At 71.1% G+C, this 15,043-nt stretch carries 14 protein-coding genes; 7 read left to right on the top strand and 7 right to left on the bottom strand.

Going from position 1 to position 15,043, the window contains the following annotated elements; all coding sequences use genetic code 11:
* Positions 1 to 106 precede the first annotated feature (106 nt).
* Complete coding sequence (locus tag G3I56_RS19545; RefSeq protein ID WP_164410586.1) at positions 107 to 532, bottom strand: STAS domain-containing protein; 426 nt, start codon at positions 530 to 532, stop codon at positions 107 to 109.
* Positions 533 to 881: 349 nt separating this feature from the next.
* On the opposite strand from G3I56_RS19545, the gene G3I56_RS19550 reads away from it, so the two are divergent.
* Together G3I56_RS19550 and G3I56_RS19555 are read left to right on the top strand one after the other, a co-directional pair.
* Positions 882 to 1,607, top strand: coding sequence for a sigma-70 family RNA polymerase sigma factor (locus G3I56_RS19550; RefSeq protein WP_164410587.1), 726 nt, complete (start codon positions 882 to 884; stop codon positions 1,605 to 1,607).
* A complete protein-coding gene (locus G3I56_RS19555) occupies positions 1,604 to 2,950 on the top strand; it encodes a zf-HC2 domain-containing protein (protein ID WP_164410590.1) in 1,347 nt (448 codons plus the stop codon). Before G3I56_RS19550 ends, G3I56_RS19555 begins: the two co-directional genes overlap by 4 nt.
* Positions 2,951 to 2,958: 8 nt before the next feature.
* Here the strand turns inward: G3I56_RS19555 and G3I56_RS43955 are convergent, their stop codons facing one another.
* The 4 genes from G3I56_RS43955 to G3I56_RS19575 form a co-directional block, all read right to left on the bottom strand.
* Positions 2,959 to 3,114 (bottom strand): DUF6415 family natural product biosynthesis protein, encoded by a 156-nt coding sequence (locus tag G3I56_RS43955; RefSeq protein WP_164410592.1) that lies wholly within the window; start codon positions 3,112 to 3,114, stop codon positions 2,959 to 2,961.
* 244 nt (positions 3,115 to 3,358) lie between these two features.
* Positions 3,359 to 4,072, bottom strand: coding sequence for an AAA family ATPase (locus tag G3I56_RS19565; protein ID WP_164410594.1), 714 nt, complete (start codon positions 4,070 to 4,072; stop codon positions 3,359 to 3,361).
* A 303-nt stretch (positions 4,073 to 4,375) separates the two neighbouring features.
* Entirely contained in the window at positions 4,376 to 5,269 is an 894-nt protein-coding gene (gene purU / locus G3I56_RS19570) for a formyltetrahydrofolate deformylase (RefSeq protein ID WP_164410596.1), read from the bottom strand.
* A gap of 95 nt (positions 5,270 to 5,364) precedes the next feature.
* Positions 5,365 to 5,865: a hypothetical protein gene (locus G3I56_RS19575; RefSeq protein ID WP_164410598.1), complete on the bottom strand. Its 501-nt coding sequence runs from the start codon at positions 5,863 to 5,865 to the stop codon at positions 5,365 to 5,367.
* A 117-nt stretch (positions 5,866 to 5,982) separates the two neighbouring features.
* Here G3I56_RS19575 and G3I56_RS19580 point away from each other — a divergent pair, with 117 nt between their 5' ends.
* Positions 5,983 to 7,299 (top strand): ABC transporter substrate-binding protein, encoded by a 1,317-nt coding sequence (locus G3I56_RS19580; protein ID WP_164410676.1) that lies wholly within the window; start codon positions 5,983 to 5,985, stop codon positions 7,297 to 7,299.
* A gap of 76 nt (positions 7,300 to 7,375) precedes the next feature.
* Here G3I56_RS19580 and G3I56_RS19585 read toward each other — a convergent pair whose 3' ends face one another.
* Both G3I56_RS19585 and G3I56_RS19590 read right to left on the bottom strand, forming a co-directional pair.
* On the bottom strand, positions 7,376 to 9,130 hold the full coding sequence (locus tag G3I56_RS19585) for a hypothetical protein (protein WP_164410600.1): 1,755 nt from the start codon (positions 9,128 to 9,130) through the stop codon (positions 7,376 to 7,378).
* A gap of 130 nt (positions 9,131 to 9,260) precedes the next feature.
* On the bottom strand, positions 9,261 to 10,646 hold the full coding sequence (locus tag G3I56_RS19590) for a transcriptional regulator (RefSeq protein WP_164317397.1): 1,386 nt from the start codon (positions 10,644 to 10,646) through the stop codon (positions 9,261 to 9,263).
* A gap of 339 nt (positions 10,647 to 10,985) precedes the next feature.
* On the opposite strand from G3I56_RS19590, the gene G3I56_RS19595 reads away from it, so the two are divergent.
* From G3I56_RS19595 to G3I56_RS19610, 4 genes are all read left to right on the top strand, one after another.
* Positions 10,986 to 11,639 carry a bifunctional DNA primase/polymerase gene (locus tag G3I56_RS19595; protein WP_343240003.1) on the top strand — a complete coding sequence of 218 codons (654 nt, stop codon included), beginning with the start codon at positions 10,986 to 10,988 and terminating at the stop codon, positions 11,637 to 11,639.
* A 101-nt stretch (positions 11,640 to 11,740) separates the two neighbouring features.
* Positions 11,741 to 12,517, top strand: a complete 777-nt coding sequence (locus G3I56_RS19600) for an ABC transporter ATP-binding protein (protein WP_164410604.1) — start codon at positions 11,741 to 11,743, stop codon at positions 12,515 to 12,517.
* Entirely contained in the window at positions 12,514 to 14,112 is a 1,599-nt protein-coding gene (locus tag G3I56_RS19605; protein WP_164410606.1) for a transporter, read from the top strand. Before G3I56_RS19600 ends, G3I56_RS19605 begins: the two co-directional genes overlap by 4 nt.
* 117 nt (positions 14,113 to 14,229) lie before the next feature.
* Positions 14,230 to 15,042, top strand: coding sequence for a hypothetical protein (locus G3I56_RS19610; protein ID WP_164410608.1), 813 nt, complete (start codon positions 14,230 to 14,232; stop codon positions 15,040 to 15,042).
* Position 15,043 lies beyond the last annotated feature (1 nt).

The raw sequence follows: 15,043 nt of genomic DNA on the forward strand, positions 1-15,043 counted from the left end.
CTCCGCACCGAGGTCCTTCACGCACGGAGCGTACGACGCGCGGGCGGGGTCCGGGGCAGGAAGACGACGCCTGTGCCAAGACTGGGGGAATTCCGCGACACCGGCGTCACGCGCGCGTGGGGGCCGCTCCCACGCGCGTGAAGGCCGCCTGGAGCGGTTCCGCCGTCTCGTCGGCGGCCGTGGTGACGTCCGCGTAGACGTCGAAGAGGCGGCGCACCCCCAGGGCGCCGAGGACGCGGTTGACGTGGTGGGCGTGGGCGCTCTCCGCGTCGCCCTGGGCGGGCAGGATCAGCCGCAGGTGGCCCTGGCAGGAGCGCATCAGCCGACGGGTGGCGATGAGGACGCCGACGCCGCTGGAGTCGCAGAAGACGACCTCGGAGAGGTCGAGGACAACACGGTGAATGCCCTCGGCCACGGCGTCGTGCACCCGCTGTCGCAGCTCCGGCGAGGTGACCAGGTCCATCTCTCCGGACACCTGGAGCACGGTCCAGCCGCCTCGCTCACCGTCGGTCACCTTGAACGCCACCATCACGCCTCTATCCGACTCGTCCGGCAGAAACGGAAGCTCGACCTACGCTTCCTGTCGACGCGGCTGCCCAACAGCCATGTCATCAAACACCGCACATCGGCTCGGCCCGGACCGCAAGAGACTTGCAAGCGGTTTGCAGGGGCTTATTTCGGTCACCCGTGAACTTATTTGATCGAAAACAGCTCAGATTGCGTCGTGATGGGTCGATCCCCGTCGGTTCTCTACCATCCGAGGCCCTCCGGACGGCGCAGAATGCCGCAAAGCGGAGTGGGCTGTCAGAGGGGCCGACTACATTCGAGGAGAAGGTGGGCAACCGCCGGACCTGGACAGCCGTAGGGGGGTGAGGGGCAGCATGCCGAAGAGGGACACACCGCCCCGCTGGGACCGCAAGATGCAGCAGCGGCTCGCGCGCGGGGAGGCAGCCGCGCTGGGTGAGTTGTACGACCGTTTCGCCTCCCTCGTGCATGGTCTCGCCCACCGTGTCCTCGCCGACGAACAGGACGCCGACCGCATCACCCGCGAGGTCTTCGCCCACGTCTGGCAGCACCCCGACGCCTACGACCCCAAGCAGGGCCCGCTGCGTTCCTGGGTGGCCACCCTGACCCACCGCCTCGCGGTACAGCGCCTGCGCCAGACGGAGACGGCGGCAATGGCCCACGGCGACCCTGCCGACGCGGGCGACCCTGCCGACGCGGGCGACGCAGGCGACGCAGGCGGCTTGGCCGACCCCGCGGACGCGTATGCCGGCGCCACAGGTTCCTCCAGAGGGTCCGGGTCCTCCAGTTCCTCCACTTCATCCAGTTCTTCCACGGGCTCCATGGAGGAACTGGAGCGCCGGGTCCGCCGCGCCTCCGTCGCCGCCCGCGCCGACTACATCGTGACGTCGATGCCGGCCCCGTTGCGCGCCGCCCTGGAGCTGGCGTACTTCCAGCGGCGCGACTACCGCCAGACCGCCGCCGACCTGGGCGTCACGGAGGCCGAGGCGCGCCGCCGACTCCGCCTCGGCCTCCAACTCCTGTCCACGGCCCACGACACCGGCACACCAGGGGCACCCCCCGAATACGGGGGTGCGGTGTGAGCGGCGCGGGTCACGAGGACGGGGACCGGGAGAAGTACGAGGGGTACGGCCCCCAAGGCCCCGACAACGGCGACGGCAAGGCGCCTGGCGTCGGCGACGGCTCACCCCGCATACCGATGCCGCGTTCCTCGGTCGAGGACACCGGGCTCTCCCTGCCCGACGCGACACGCGTGCCCCTCGTACCGCTGGTACTGGAACACGACGTGCTGAGGTCGCTGCTGGGGGCGTGGGCGCTGGCCGCCTGCGCGCCGGAGGAGACGCTGGCCGTCGAGGAGCACCTCGGGGAGTGCGGTGCCTGCGCGGACGAGGCGCGGCGCCTGCGAGAAGCGGTCGAGCTGTTGCAACGCCCGGAGCCTCTCGACCTGGACCCGACCCTGCGCACCCGCGTCCTGGAGGGTTGCCTCGACCGGCGCCCGCCACGCATCCCGGTACCGGAGTGGGCGACCCCGTACGACGCGGAGACCGCCCGCCTCGACGCCCTGCTCCAGGACTTCGGCGACTCCGAGTGGCACGCGCCCGTGCGGCTGCGCTGGTTCGAGGGCGACGAGCAGACGAGCCGTCGTACGACGGTCGCCGGTGTCATCGCCCATCTGCTGAGCGTGGACGGCCTGGTCGCGGTCACGCTGGGCCTCGACGACCCGGTCACCGGTGAGCCGAAGACACCGGGCGCGCCGACTCCGGCGTCCCGCACGGAGGCGTACTGGCGTGCCTCGTACTTCCCGCCCACCCGTTCCGTACGGGTGCCGTGGCGCGAGCAGAGCCACAACATCGTCCGGACGGTGTCGTTCGCGGTCGGGGGTACCTCCCGTGCGGGCGAAGCCGGTCGTGGGGGAGGCTCGGGGAAGCTGCCGGTGTCGTACGGCGACTTCGAACTGCCGCTGCACGAGGCGATGCTGGACCGCGCCTTCGAGTGCTGGGTGCACGCGGGTGACATCGCGGACGCGGTCGACTATCCCTACGAACCGCCGGCCCCGCGCCACCTCCACGGCATGATCGACCTCGCGGCCCGCATGCTCCCGGAGGCACTGGCCGCCCGCCGCCAGGCAGGCCTGGCCGCGCCGAGCCGGACGACCCGCCACCTGGTCCCGGCCGGCGAACCGGGCCGCAGCCTCCGCCTGGAGATCGAGGGTTCCGGCGGCGGCGAATGGCTGATCCCCCTGGACTCCCCGGCCGCCCTCGCCTCGTCCGCCCACGAGGTGGCCCATGTGGCCCTGGACGGCGTGGAGTTCTGCCAACTGGCAGCGGGCCACGTATCCCCGGAGGAAGCGGCGGCAGGCCAGGACGGCGACAGGGAGGCGATCAGGGACGTGCTGTTCGCGGCGGCTTCGCTGAGCCGGATGTAGGCAGGCCTTCAGCTGGACCTCGCCCCGGTGAGGTTCTGGTGGTGGCCGCAGAGGGCCACGACCGAACGGGCGAGCCGCTTGACGCGCTCGAACTCGCCGGTCAGGCCCGCGCGTTCGATCTCGTCGAGCCGACAGCGGGCCTCGCCGACACCGGCCGGCGCCACCTATGCGGGGACTTCGCCTTCAGGAAAGTGCCGGGGTCCCTCGCCGGGGCGTGCGTGCCGGCCGCAGGGCCACGTCCGCGCGACGCGCCCGAGCTCCAGGAGACCGAGGGTGGGCGAGGCCGCGTCCACGGCGAGGGACGGGAGTTCTTGATCTGCTCCTCTTTCCTTCCGCGCCACACGTCACCCTGTGGAGCCTGGCCTTCCGCACCCATGTGACGCGGGCTCTTGCTGCGCGGGGACCCGTCTACGGTTCGACGATGTGCCGCAGATAGGTGTGCGGGTCGGCGAGATAGCGGCGCCAGTGATCCACGACGCCGAGCTCCTGCCAGGCGACCCTCCGCATACCGTGCTCACCGACCTCGATGATGTCCGCGCCCGGCAGGGCGGTCAGCAACGGAGAGTGCGTGGCACAGATGACCTGGCCTCCCTCCTTGGCCAACCGGTCGATGTGCCCGATCAGTTCGAGGCACGAGGAGAAGGAGAGCGCTGCCTCCGGCTCGTCGAGGACATAGAGCCCGGCATGCACGAACTTCCCACGGAACGCCGCGAGAAAGCCCTCACCATGGCTGACCCGGTCCGGCGAGAACCCCTCCCTGCCGAGGGCGTCCAGCGCGGTCTCGGCACGCAGGAAGAAGCCCTTGCGGGCTGACCAGCTGGTGGCCATACGACGCCCACGACCCGAGGCGGCGTCGAATTTCATCCGCTCGCCGAGCGCCGACTTGCCACGCGAGGAGGCGTAGCGCCAGTCGTGGGAGCCGCCGTAGGAGTCCAGGCCGAATCCCTCCGCCAACGCCTCGACCAGGGTCGACTTCCCGGAGCCGTTCTCACCGACCAGAAAGGTCACCGGTGCGGTGAACCGCAGCCCTTCGTCGAGCAGCTGCCGGACGCAGGGCACCGACCAAGGCCAGGTTTCCTCGTCGTACGAGGAGAGGTGGGCGTACGCACGTTCGATAATCACGCAACCAGTGTCGCCCGAACTCGGAAGGATCGGTCAACGCTCCGGCGAGCCCTCCGTGCCGCGTACGGCCGACCGCCGAGGCAGACCGAACGGTGTTGTGGTCGGCCTGGACGGAACCCGCCCTCAGGGGTTCCAGAAGACGGTGGCGACCGTGCCGTCGAAGCGTCGTGCGGTCAGGTCCTCGCGTTGGATCGCCCAGTGGACGACGGCGCCCCCGGGGCGGTGGTCAGAACATCGACGACCAACGGGGAAACCTACCGGGCAGCGGGTAGCGGGTAGCGGGAGGCAACCCGTTTCACCCGCCTACGCGAACACCACCGTCCGCCGCCCGTTCAGCAGAATCCGCCGCTCCGCATGCCATTTCACGGCCCGCGCCAGCGCCTGGCACTCCACATCGCGGCCGATGGCCACCAACTGGTCGGGGGTCACGTCGTGGGCGACCCGCTCGACCTCCTGCTCGATGATCGGACCCTCGTCGAGGTCCGCCGTGACGTAGTGCGCCGTCGCGCCGATCAGCTTCACGCCCCGCGCGTGAGCCTGGTGATACGGCTTCGCGCCCTTGAAGCTCGGGAGGAAGGAGTGGTGGATGTTGATGATCCGGCCGCTCAGGTTCTTGCACAGGTCGTCCGACAGCACCTGCATGTAGCGGGCCAGGACGACCAGTTCCACGTTCTCCGCGCGCACCAGCTCCAGCAGCCGCGCCTCCGCCTGCGCCTTCGTGTCCTTCGTCACCGGGATGTGGACGAAGGGGACGTCGTACGAGGCGACCAGCTCGGCGAAGTCCGTGTGGTTGGAGACGACCGCCGCGATGTCGACCGGCAGCGCACCGATGCGGGTGCGGAAGAGGAGGTCGTTGAGACAGTGGCCGAACCTGCTGACCATCAGGACGACCCGCATACGGTCCTCGGCCCGGTGGATCTGCCACTCCATGCGGAAGGCGTCACCGATCGCCGCGAAGCTCGCCCGGAGCTTCTCCACCGTCACCGGCGCCTCACCCGAGAAGTGGACGCGCATGAAGAACAGTCCCGTGTCCCGGTCGCCGAACTGCTGGCTGTCCTCGATGTTGCAGCCGGTCATGAAGAGGTAGCTCGACACGGCGTGCACGATGCCCTGCTTGTCGGGGCAGGAGAGGGTGAGGACGTACTGCTCGGAGGACTTCTCGGCGGGGGCCGCGGCTGCGCTGGACTGCTCGTTCATGCCGGACAGGGTCCCATATCCACCTGGAACGGCCGACTCCCGTCCGCCACCCGGAACGCACCGGAGCACCGGAGCGCCCGCGTCCGTGACCGGGGCTACGCCGAGCGCGTCAGGATCCGCAGTACCTCCAGCGTGCGCGGCGGGACGTCCGGCTCCTCGCCGTCGCTCACCGCGAGGCGGACGTGGGCGTCCCGGGCCGCCCGGACCGCCTCCGGCCACCCTGCGTGGTCGAGGTAGGCCGAGACGGGCGCGTCCGGACCGACCTGGTGCATGATCCGCAGGACACGGAGTACGGCGGTGTCGACGAGGGCGGCTTCCTGGGAGTCCCGGAAGATCGTGCCGACGTATTTCTCGGCGGACCAGCTGTCCAGCCAGGTGTCCTCGACGAGGCGGTACACGGCGTCGGTGACGTCCCCGTACCCGTCGACACCGGCCAGCCAGACGTCCCGCTGGAACGCCGGATCGGAGAGCATGTGCAGCGCGGAGCGCACATTGCTGCGCCAGCGCCACCACGGCATGTCGTTGAGTGGCATGCCGCCCATGGTGGGGGAGCGACGGCCGCGACGGGAAGAGTCTTCCGAACCTTGCACGGTCATCGATCGTACGGTCCCTGTGAAAATGAGATCAACACCCCCCGTAATTCACCTCCCCGTCACCGCCTGTTGACCAAGGGTCACATCCGGGTTGGCTGTGTGACGGAATCGTGCATGTCCATGACCGGCAGGCGACGCACCCGCAGCACCTTCCGCACCAACTCCCCCAGGTCCATGAGCACCGGGTCCACGCGCGCGAGATCCATGAGCGCGCTGGCCGTGTGCGCGGCGCTCGCCGCGGGCTGCGGGGTCGTACCCGGCACCTCGGCCGACGCCGAGAGCGGCGACGTCACCGTCATGACCTGGGCGCCGGAGGGAACCGACGCGACCAACAAGCCCGGCATGCCGGCCATGGCGCAGGCGTACGCGCGCTGGATCAACTCCACGGGTGGCCTGAACGGGCGCAAGCTCAAGGTCCTGACCTGCAACGACCACAACGACCGGGTGGCCGCCGCGAAGTGCGCGCGGCGCGCCGCCGCCGAGAACGTGGTCGCGGTCGTCGGCTCCTACAGCCAGTTCGGCGACGACTTCCTCGGCCCGCTTGCCTCCGCCGGAATCCCCTACATCGGCGGCTACGGCGTCACCAACGACGAGTTCACCAACCCGATGTCCTACCCGGTCAACGGCGGCTCGCCCGCCCTTCTGGCCGGCCTCGGCAAGGAACTCGCCGCCGTCTGCGGTCCCGTCGCCCTGATCCGTCCCGACACCATCGCGGGCGACCAGCTGCCCCAGCTCCTCAATTCCGGTCTGCAGGCGGGCGGCCACGCCGCGGCGCTGGACCAGCTGGCCGCCGAGGCTGCCACCGAGTACGGGACGCACACGAAGCTCGCCCTGGAACGGACGACGAACACGGGCGACGAGAAGAAGGGCTGTGTGGTGCCGGCGCTCGGGGACCGCACCAACACCTTCATGGACTCCTTCCGGCGCGACCGCGAGGACTACCCGGACGTGCGCACCGCGACCGTCCTCGGCAGCGTCGACCAGACGGTGATCAACGCGAACGGCGGCAAGTCGGGCCCGTACGAGGACTCGTACATCACCGGCTGGTACCCGGTGGCCGGCGACGCCCGCTGGGACGAGATGAAGAAGGTCGTCAACGAGGAGGCCTTCGGCGACAACCGCATCGACCCGCAGGACGCGGGCGTGCAGACCACCTGGATCGCGTACACCGTCCTGAAGGCGGTCGTCGAGTCGCTGGAGGGCCGCGAGGTGTCCTCGACCACTGTCCGGCGGGCCCTAGACGACGGCCTGCGCGTCAACACCGGCGGCCTCACCCCGACGCTGCGCTGGCGCTTCGAGGACCTGCTCTCGGTGGTCGGGTTCCCGCGCCTGGTCAACGCGCAGGTGACCCTCCAGGTCGTCCGCGAGGGCCGCCTCGTCGCCGCCCGCAAGGGCTTCATCGACACGACGAAGCTGCTGGAGAACGCGGCGGACTGACGAGAGGCGAACGGTCCCCCCTCCCGGAGGGACCGCGTCGGATCCGAGCCGGGTCGGCCCCGGACCCGGAGCCGGGTCAGAGCTGGGTGGACTGGCGTTCCGTCAGGCCGTACGTCTTCGCGATCGTGTTCCACAGTTCGGCCGCCCGGGACTTCTGCTCGGTGGCGACACCGCTCTGCTGGTTGCCCTTCTGCGTCTGCCCCGTCGAACGGGCCTGGCCCCCCTTGCAGCCGTTCTTGCCCGCCGTCTGGTCGGCCCAGGCCGCGTAGTGGTTGTCGGCCGCCTGGGACGCCTGCCAGGCCTTGGTGAGGGCATCGCTGAGCGCGGCGTGCTCGGGGAGCTTGTCGACGGCCAGCGTGGAGAGCCGGGTGACCAGTTCACCGCGCTGCTGGGCCGCGCCGCGCAGGTCCGTGGCGGCCTGGCCGAGGTTGTCGCAGGACTTGACGTCCGACACGGCCTTGATCACCGCGTCGCGGCTGTTGTTGCTGTCGGCGAGCAGCTTGTCCAGTTCGACGGCCTGCGCCTTGGCGGGGTCGGCGGCCGGAGCCTTGGACTCCTCCGGCGCGGACGAGGTCGCCGCGACCGTCTTGTTGCCCGCGTCCTTGTCGGTGTCCCCGCCCCCGCCGCTCAGCATGGCACCGGCCCCGATCCCGAGCACCACGATGCCGATCCCGAGGGCCGCGATGACGGCCACCCGCGATCGCCGGCCCCCGCGGTCACTCTCGTCGTCCATGTCGTGGGGCGACGCGTGGGGCCCGGCCGCCTGGAAGCCGTACGGGGCCTGCTGGGCAGCGTACGGGGCCTGCTGGCCGTAGGGACCCGGAGCGGGCTGCTGGTGCTGCTGGGCGGGGATGCGGGGCATCTGCTGGGTCGCGCCGGCCGGCACCTCGGCGCCCGCTCCGCTGCTGCTGCTGCTGCTGCTGCGGAAGAGGTTGTCGAAGTCGGAGGGCGGCTGACGGTCGTCCGCGCCACCCGGGGGTGTGCCGTACGACCCTCCGGGCACCGGCGGGATGTACTGGGTGGCGTCGCTTTCGGAGCCGCCGGGGGCCGCCTGCGGCACGCGGCCCAGATACGCGGTCGCCTCGGCGGACATCTCGGGCGGCAGCGCGCCGGGACTCACAGGCGGCAGGAACTGCGTCGCCGCCTCGTTGACGTGCGGGGGCGCGTAAGTGGGCCCGGGGGCGTGCGCCTCAACCGGCGGGAGGTACTGGGTGGCCGGGTCGGCGACGGGCCCGGGGGTGCCCGGGACGGGCGGGATGTACTGCGTCGCGTCCTCGACCGGCGGCAGCGGGGCGCCACCGTACGGCCCGTACGCCTGGTGGGCCGGCTGAGCGCCGTGGCCGGGCTCGCCGTAGCCGGGCTGTTGGGCCCAACCGCCGGACGCACCCGGGTTGTTGTCCCACGCCGGTGCCGACGGCGCCTGCTGCTCGGGCTGTTGCTGCGGCTGGGGCTGGAACCGGCCCTGGTCACCCCACTGTTGATGCTGCTGGGCGTCGGGCGGCGTCGGCCAGCCCCCGGCCGCCTGAGGCTGGACCTGGGCCGGGGGCTCCGGCTGGGGCTGGTATTGATACTGGCCCTGGCCCTGGCCCTGGCCCTGGTAGTCGTCCTGGTCCTGGTCCTGGTTCGTGTCCGGGCCCCACGGCAGCCCCCAGGCCTGACCGCCGGTCGGGTTCGGGGCAGGGGTCGGGGGCGCCGCCGGGACCGGAGCCGGCCGGCCGCCGCTTGCCCCCGTCATGCCCGGCAGCAGCGGTTCGCCGCCGTCCGAGGGCAGCACGATGCCTTCGCGCGCCACGCGCTGCGAGGGCTCCTCGCCCTGTCCACTCTGCGTCACCGGGACTCCTGCTGATGGGGGGACCTTCGGAATCTTCAGTTAAAGCTACCGGGTTCCCGGAATCCGATTGACGAATCACAGGACCGGACCACTCCCCCACCAGCACCTCAGCGCCCCGCTGTGTCTCCCGTCACGCCGCCGCCCGCAGGTCCACCCGCGCCCCGAACTCCCGGACCACCGGTTCGTCGCGGTACGGCTCCAGGCGCAGCTGCAGGTCCTCCAGGTACTCGGCGCCCCGGTTGGAGCGCAGGGTGCCGAGGAGTTCCACCGCGCGCAGGCCCGTGTGGCAGGCCTCCTCCACCTCGCGCTGCTGGACCTGTGCCGTGGCCAGCAGCACCAGCCCGATGGCCCGGCGCCGCGCCCGCGTCACCGGGTGTCCGGCCAGGGACTCCTGCGCGCACCGCGCCGCCGCCTCGGCCTGCCCGAGGTCCCGATGGCAGTGCGCCAGCTCGTCGGCCAGGTAGGCCCCGTCGAAGTGCGCGATCCACGCCGGGTCGTCCCCGGACTCCGGATCGGCCGCCTCCAGCGCGTTGACCGCGCGCCCGGACGCCAGCTGGGCCGCCCGCGCGTCGCCCATCAGGGCGTGCCCCCGGGCCTCGGCCGCGAGGAACATGGCCTCCGCGCGCGGGGTGACCCGGCCGCGCGCCCCCTCCTGCGCCGCCCGCGCCAACTGCGCGATCTCCCGCGGGTTTCCGAGCTGCGCGGCGAGATGGCTCATGGAGGCGGCGAGTACGTATCCCCCGTACCCCCGGTCCCCGGCCGCCTGGGCGAGCCGGAGTGCCTGGATGTAGTAGCGCTGGGCGAGACCGGGCTGGCCGGTGTCGACGGCCATGTACCCGGCGAGTTCGGTCAGCCGCGCGACGGCGGCGAAGAGGTCGCGCCCGACCGCCTCCCGGTACGAGCCCGCCAGCAGCCCGGAGACGACGCTGTTGAGGTAGTGCACGACGACCGGACGCACATGCCCGCTGCCGTACTGGTGGTCCAGGTCCGTGAGGGCCTGCGTCATCGCCCGCACCGCCGCCACGTCCGACGGCCCCACGCGGGGACCCGCCTGGCGCGCCACCTGGGAGTCGGGGGACGAGATCAGCCAGTCGCGGCTGGGCTCCACGAGCGCCGACGCGGCGACGGACGAACCGGAGAGGAAGTCCCGCCGGCCCACGTCACTGCGCCACAGCTCACACACCTGCTCGATGGCGCCGAGGACGGTCGGCGAGAACTGGAGCCCGACGCCCGAGGCGAGGTTCTTGCCGTTGGCCATGCCGATCTCGTCGATCGTGACCGTACGGCCGAGTTTGCGGCCGAGGGCCTCGGCGATGATCGCGGGCGCCCGGCCCCGGGGCTGCTGTCCGCGCAGCCAACGGGCCACGGACGTCTTGTCGTACCGCAGATCGTGGCCGTGCTCCGCGCCGCACATGTTGACCCGGCGGGCGAGCCCGGCGTTCGAGCAGCCCGCTTCCTGGATGAGCGCCTGCAGCCGTTCGTTCGGCTGCCGCGCGACGAGAGGCCTTGCGGCCATGGCGTACCCCCTGTGGCTGCGGTGCCGTGCCCGCGCACCGAGTTGACGTGTCTTCCGTGCCCGGAACCCCTTCCGTACGTGTCCTCACAGCGGACGAGTACGGCGAAAAGATCCGGCCTCGAAGATCAATGCCCCGCAGACATGCCGACAATGCGAAGCATGTGAGGATTGCCGGGGTAAAGGCGGATGCCCAGCCCCTCCCCTGCCTACCCAGCCCCGCCGTGGATCCTCCTGCGCGCCCCCGCTGATGCATCCATGCGCCCCAGATGCGGAATCGATGCTCCTCCCCCGCGCATGTGACATGCGTAACTCATGATTCCCACTAGAGTTGTCCTCATCGTGGAAGAGACCATCGCGGGCCCTGATGCTGCCCAAATCCCCAAGCAACGCGGCGAATCCCTCTTGGAAACCGCCGTCCGTTACGCCGAAGAACGCCACTGGGACGTGTTTCCCGGTACGTGGCTGGAAACAGTCGACGGGGTGCAGCGCTGCTCCTGCGGCGACACCGCGTGCGCCCTGCCCGGCGCACACCCGACGCGGCCCGACTGGGCGACCCAGGCCACGGGCAGTGCGACCGTCGCGCGCCGGCTGTGGACCGACCGGCCGACGGCGTCGATCCTGCTGCCCACCGGCCATACGTTCGATGCGATTGATGTGCCCGAGACGGCCGGGTTCCTCGCGCTCGCACGCATGGAGCGGATGGAACTGACACTCGGGCCGGTGATGTTGACGCCGGATCGGCGGATGCGGTTCTTCGTGCTGCCGGGGGCGTCGGTGAAGGTGCCCGATCTTGTACGCAAGTTGGGGTGGTCGCCGGCTTCGCTGGATCTGGTGGCGCTGGGCGAAGGGGCGTATGTGGCCGCGCCGCCCACTCGGTACGCGTCTCGGGGGGCTGTGCAGTGGGCCTGCCGGCCTACGCCCGCGAATCGGTGGTTGCCTGATGCGGAGGAGTTGATCTCGCCGCTCGCTTACGCGTGCGGGCGGGATCGGTAACTCGCCTCTTGGGGTGCCTGGTTTCGGTTGCGTGGCGACTGCGGGCCAGTTGTGGCTGATCGCGCAGTTCCCCGCGCCCCTAAAAACCTTAGGGTGACCGCATGGTTGATGGTGTTGCCGTGCGGGTGCAGGGGCTCTGGAAGCGGTTTGGGCAGCAGGTTGCTGTTGCCGGGATCGATCTGGAGTTGCCTGCGGGGAAGTTCGTCGGGCTCGTCGGGCCGAACGGGGCCGGGAAGACCACCACGCTCTCGATGGTGACCGGGCTGCTGCGGCCCGACCAGGGCACCGTGGAGGTCGTGGGGCACGACGTGTGGCGCGACCCCGTCGAGGTCAAGGCGCGGATCGGGGTGCTGCCCGAAGGGCTTCGGCTCTTCGAGCGGCTGTCCGGGCGTGAACTCCTCGCCTACTCGGGGCGGTTGCGCGGGCTGCCCGGCGTCGAGGTCGACAAGCGGGCCACCCAGCTTCTCGACGTCCTCGACCTGGCCGGCGCCCAGCACAAGCTCGTCGTCGACTACTCGACCGGCATGCGCAAGAAGATCGGCCTGGCCGCCGCTCTCCTCCACAATCCTGAAGTCCTGTTCCTCGACGAGCCGTTCGAGGGCGTGGACCCGGTGTCGGCGCAGATCATCCGGGGTGTGCTGGAGCGGTACACCGCCTCCGGCGCCACCGTCGTCTTCTCCTCCCACGTCATGGAGCTGGTCGAGTCGCTGTGCGACTGGGTCGCGGTGATGGCGGCGGGGCGGATCCGGGCGCACGGCACGCTGGCCGAGGTGCGGGGTGACGCGCCCTCGCTCCAGCAGGCGTTCCTCGAACTCGTCGGCGCGGGCGGACGCGACCACGGATCCCACCTCGACTGGCTGGGCGGCGGCGCCCGGTGACGGGCGAAGGGGCGGTCACGGCCGTCGTCGTACGGCTGAAGCTGTCGCTGCTGCGCAACGGGCTCAGACAGTCCGCGGGGCGGCGGGCCGCGTACATCTTCTCCGTCGTCGTCGTGCTGCTGATCGCCGCGCTCCAGTTCCTCGGGCTGCTCGCCCTGCGCGGCAACGCGCACGCCGCGTCCGTCACCGTCATCCTTCTCGCGGTCATGGCGCTGGGCTGGGCCTTCATGCCGTTGTTCTTCCCCAGCGGCGACGAGACGCTCGACCCGACCCGGCTGGTGATGCTCCCGCTGCGCCCCCGGCCGCTGGTCCGGGCGCTGCTCGTGGCCTCGCTCGTCGGTATCGGGCCGCTGTTCACGCTGTCCCTGCTCGTCGGGTCGGTGATCGCGCTGGCACGCGGTGGGGCGGCGTTCGTCGTGTCGCTCGTCGCCGTCCCCCTGTCGCTGCTGGTGTGTGTGGCGCTCGCGCGGGCCGTCGCCGCCGCCAACATCCGGTTGCTCAGCAGCCGCAAGGGGCGCGATCTCGCCGTACTCAGCGGGCTGGTCATCGCGGTCGGCGCGCAGCTCGTCAACTTCGGTGTGCAGCAGCTCGGTTCGGCTGGACTCGGCCAACTCGACCCGGCGGCCGATGTGTTGGCGTGGGTGCCGCCCGCTTCCGCCCTCGGGGCGGTGGACTCGGTGAGTGAGGGTTCGTACGGGGTCGCGCTCGCCCAACTCGCACTCAGCGTTGCCGCGTTGGTGCTGCTGCTGAGGGTCTGGTCGCGCACCCTCACCCGGCTGATGACCTCCCCCGACGGGTCCACGCTTCAGGCCGCCGAGCCTTCCGCCAAGCGGGAGCGGGCGTCCGGCGGGCTCGCGCGGCTGCTGCCGGGCGGGCGCACCGGGACGGTCATGGAACGGAGCCTGCGCTATGCGTGGCGGGACCCCAAGACGAAGGCCGCGTGGGTGACCTCGCTCGCGATCGGGCTGATCCTGCCGGTGTTCAACGCGTTGCAGGGGACCGGCTCGGTCTACTTCGCCTGCTTCGCGGCCGGGATGCTCGGCATCCAGATGTACAACCAGTTCGGCCAGGACACCTCCGCCTTCTGGATGGTCGCGATGACGATCTCGTCCACCCAGGACGCGTACGTCGAACTGCGCGGCCGGGCACTGGCGTTGCTGCTGATCAGCCTGCCGTACGCCACCCTCGTCGTCGTTCTGACCACCGCGCTGCTCGACGACTGGGCCGCTCTGCCGGAGGCGCTCGGGCTGTCCCTCGCACTGCTGGGGGCCATGCTGGCGGCCGGGGCCTGGTCGTCGGCCCGGTACCCGTACTCCATCCCGCAGGAGGGCTACAAGAACGTCGCCCCCGGGCAGTCCGGGCTCGCCACGATCGCCATCTTCGGCGGCATGGTCGGGGCCGCCCTGCTGTGCGCCCCCGTCATCGCCCTCACGATCTGGCTGAACATCGATTCGGGCGGCGACCGGTGGACCTGGCTGCTGGTGCCCGTCGGCGCCGGATACGGCGCCCTGCTGATACTCCTCGGCCTGCGGCTCTCCGCCCCGCGCACGGCTCGGCGGCTGCCGGAGATCCTGGCGGCGGTCAGCAAGGGCTGAGTCCGCCCGGGACCCGCGACTCGCGCACGGGCCGAACTTGCCTACGGCATAAGGGATTTGATGCGCCAATCGGGGGGATTGAGGGGGTGACGAAAGCTTTCAGGGGGGAGCCTGCGCATGGCCAGATGGTTCGGCAGATCCAAGTCCAGGAGCTACGACAAGCCCGGGTCAGCAGCGGAGTCCGAGCACCTCGAACCCCTCGGTGTCTCCGACGACCTGCGGCTGGCGTACGGCCGCACCGGCGACCCGAAACTGCTGCGCGGCTCGGTGCAGGCCGCCGAGCTGGCCGTGGAGGTCTACCCGGTCAACGACATCCGCCACGCCGCCGCCCTCTCCTCGCTGTGCATGCTGCACCGGCTGAGCTGGGAACGCGACCGGTCCGCCCCCGACCTGATCAAGGCCGTCGACTACGGCCGCCAGGCCGTCGACAAGTCCCCGCCCGGCGACCAGGGGCTCCCCCGGCACATGTCCTCCCTGGCCACCGCCCTCCAGGAGGTCTACGACAGCACCAAGGACGAGGAGTCCATCGACGAGGCCATCGCCCTGTACCGCGGCTGCCTCGACCTCATGCCGGTGCGCGCTGCCGGGCAGAACGAGGAACGCCTCGCGCAGGAGTCCAACCTCGCCAACTCCCTGCTCCGCAAAGGGCGCACCAACAACGACGGCGCCATCCTGAACGAGGCCGCCAGACACGCCCGCGCCACACTGCGCGACACCCCGGACGACCATCCGATGCACGCGATGCGCCTCATCAACCTCGGCGGCACGCTCTTCGGACTCGTGCAGACCGGCCATCACGAACACCTCAGCACCGCTGAGGACATGTACGCGCGCGGACTGCGGGAACTCCCCGCCGGCCACCCGGTGCGCGCCCGGGTGGAACAGGCGCTCGCCGTCATCCAGGGCCTGCGCAGACAGTTCGGGGTCTGAC

The organism is Streptomyces sp. SID12488, from assembly GCF_010548275.1.
Lineage (GTDB): Bacteria > Actinomycetota > Actinomycetes > Streptomycetales > Streptomycetaceae > Streptomyces.